The sequence below is a fragment of the Algibacter sp. genome (assembly GCF_049667265.1).
In the GTDB taxonomy this organism is placed as follows: Bacteria; Bacteroidota; Bacteroidia; order Flavobacteriales; family Flavobacteriaceae; genus Algibacter_B.
In genome coordinates this window covers 1-2,545 of record NZ_JBATHX010000340.1, presented here as the reverse complement: position 1 = coordinate 2,545, position 2,545 = coordinate 1, and the positions used below count along the sequence as shown (strand labels likewise).

2 protein-coding genes are annotated in these 2,545 nt (G+C 37.1%); both read left to right on the top strand.

Annotated elements, in window-relative coordinates:
* Nucleotides 1-83: 83 nt before the first annotated feature.
* Nucleotides 84-1,526 (top strand): acetyl-CoA carboxylase biotin carboxylase subunit, encoded by a 1,443-nt coding sequence (gene accC, locus WBN21_RS11975; protein WP_424200586.1) that lies wholly within the window; start codon nt 84-86, stop codon nt 1,524-1,526.
* 69 nt (nt 1,527-1,595) lie between these two features.
* On the top strand, nt 1,596-2,545 hold a 950-nt coding region (locus WBN21_RS11970; protein ID WP_424200584.1), incomplete at its 3' end, for an acyl-CoA carboxylase subunit beta.

Below are 2,545 nucleotides of genomic sequence, written 5' to 3'. Positions count from 1 at the left end.
AAAATGCCATCTTATTATTCGTGAATTCGTGGCTAAAAAAATGAGATTACCTCTTTCGAGGGAATGACAAATATTAATTATTAATGAAAAAAATACTAGTTGCAAACCGAGGAGAAATAGCCATAAGGGTGATGAAAACAGCTCAAAAAATGGGCATAAAAACGGTGGCAGTTTTTTCTACTGCAGATCGTAATGCGCCTCACGTAAAATTTGCTGATGAAGCCGTTTGTATTGGAGAGCCTCCATCAAACCAATCGTATTTAAAAGGCGATAAAATCATTGAAGTCGCAAAACAATTGGATGTTGATGCTATTCATCCTGGATATGGCTTTTTAAGTGAAAATGCATCCTTTGCAGAATTATGTGAGGATAATAATATCCTTTTTATTGGCCCAAAATCTAAAGCCATAAAAATAATGGGGAGCAAACTTGCTGCTAAAGATGCCGTAAAAGCATATAATATCCCAATGGTTCCTGGTATTGATGAAGCTATTACGGATGTAAACAAAGCCAAAAAAATCGCTAAAGAGATTGGGTTTCCAATACTTATAAAAGCTTCGGCTGGCGGTGGCGGAAAAGGCATGCGTGTTGTTGAAAAAGAAAGCGATTTAGAATCGCAAATGAATCGTGCTATTAGCGAGGCAACTTCTGCTTTTGGTGATGGTTCCGTTTTTATTGAAAAGTATGTAACCTCCCCTCGTCATATTGAAATTCAGATTATGGCCGATAGTCATGGAAATGTTTTACACTTTTTTGAACGAGAATGTAGTATTCAAAGGCGTCATCAGAAGGTTATTGAAGAAGCTCCTTCCTGTATTTTAACTTCTGAATTGCGAAAAAAAATGGGTGAAGCTGCTATTAAAGTGGCTAAATCTTGCGACTATTTGGGAGCCGGAACGGTGGAGTTTTTATTGGATGCAGACCATAATTTCTATTTTCTAGAAATGAATACACGGTTACAAGTGGAACACCCAGTTACCGAATTAATAGCTGGTGTAGATTTGGTTGAACTTCAGATAAAAGTTGCTCGTGGTGAAGCGCTTCAAATAAAACAAACTGATTTGAAAATTAATGGGCATGCCCTAGAATTGCGCGTTTATGCTGAAGATCCTTTAAATGATTTCCTGCCAAGCGTTGGTCATTTAGAAGTTTATAGAATTCCTAAAGGGGAAGGTATTCGAGTGGATAATGGTTTTGAAGAAGGCATGGATATTCCTATTTATTACGATCCTATGCTTGCAAAACTAATTACCTACGCAAGCACGCGCGAGGAAGCCATTCAACTCATGATTAAAGCTATTGAAAACTATAAAGTTAAAGGTATTGAAACCACCTTACCATTTGGGAAATATGTATGTGGACATGAGGCTTTTCGTTCTGGAAACTTTGACACCCATTTTGTGAAAAATTATTATTCACCAGAAGCATTAAAGTCAGAAACTGAAAACGAAGCCAAAATTGCGGCCTTAATAGCTGTGAAACAATATTTAGAAGACCAGAAATTATTAAGATTACCTATCAAGTAAAAAGTATTCAGTCATCAGTTTACAGCCTAACACCGCAAATAACTACCGACTTAACAACAGACAATTCATATGAATTCTAGACAAGACCAAATAGATAAACTCAATAAAGAAATTGCACTTTCAAAACTCGGAGGTGGTCAAAAACGGATAGATAAGCAACATAAAAACAAAAAACTAACGGCAAGAGAGCGTATTGAATACTTACTTGACGAAGGTTCTTTTGAAGAAATTGGTGCTTTAGTAACGCACAGAACGACAGATTTTGGAATGGATAAACAAATATTCCTTGGCGATGGTGTTGTTACAGGTTATGGTACCATTGAAGGCAGATTGGTTTATACTTATGCTCAAGATTTTACTGTTTTTGGCGGCTCGCTTTCTGAGACACATGCCGAAAAAATTTGCAAAATCATGGATATGGCAGTCAAAATTGGCGCTCCTATTATTGGATTAAACGATTCTGGTGGTGCGCGTATTCAAGAAGGAGTTCGTTCACTTGGTGGCTATGCTGATATATTTTACAGAAACGTGCAAGCATCAGGAGTCATTCCACAGATATCGGCAATTATGGGACCATGTGCTGGTGGTGCCGTGTACTCCCCTGCTATGACCGATTTTACACTTATGGTAGAAAACACCAGTTACATGTTTGTTACTGGTCCTAATGTGGTGAAAACAGTAACTAATGAAGAAGTAACTAGCGAAGAACTTGGCGGCGCATTAACCCATGCTACAAAATCTGGGGTGGCACATAAAACATCTGAAAATGATGTTGCTTGTCTTGAAGATGTAAAAAAACTATTAAGTTATTTACCTCAAAACAACCGAGAAACCGCTAAAAAGTTAGACATAAAAATTGATGATGAAATCCGAGATGTTTTGTCTGATATTATTCCTGAGAGTTCAAATAAACCTTATGATATGCATCATGTGATATCAGGCATAATTGACGAAGACTCATTCTATGAAATTCATAAAGAATTTGCAGGAAGTATTATTGTAGGTTTTGCAAGGCTTGG

Excerpts from the sequence above, each read along its gene's own strand:
- accC (WP_424200586.1), top strand. The coding sequence starts at position 84 with ATGAAAAAAATACTAGTTGCAAACCGAGGAGAAATAGCCATAAGGGTG.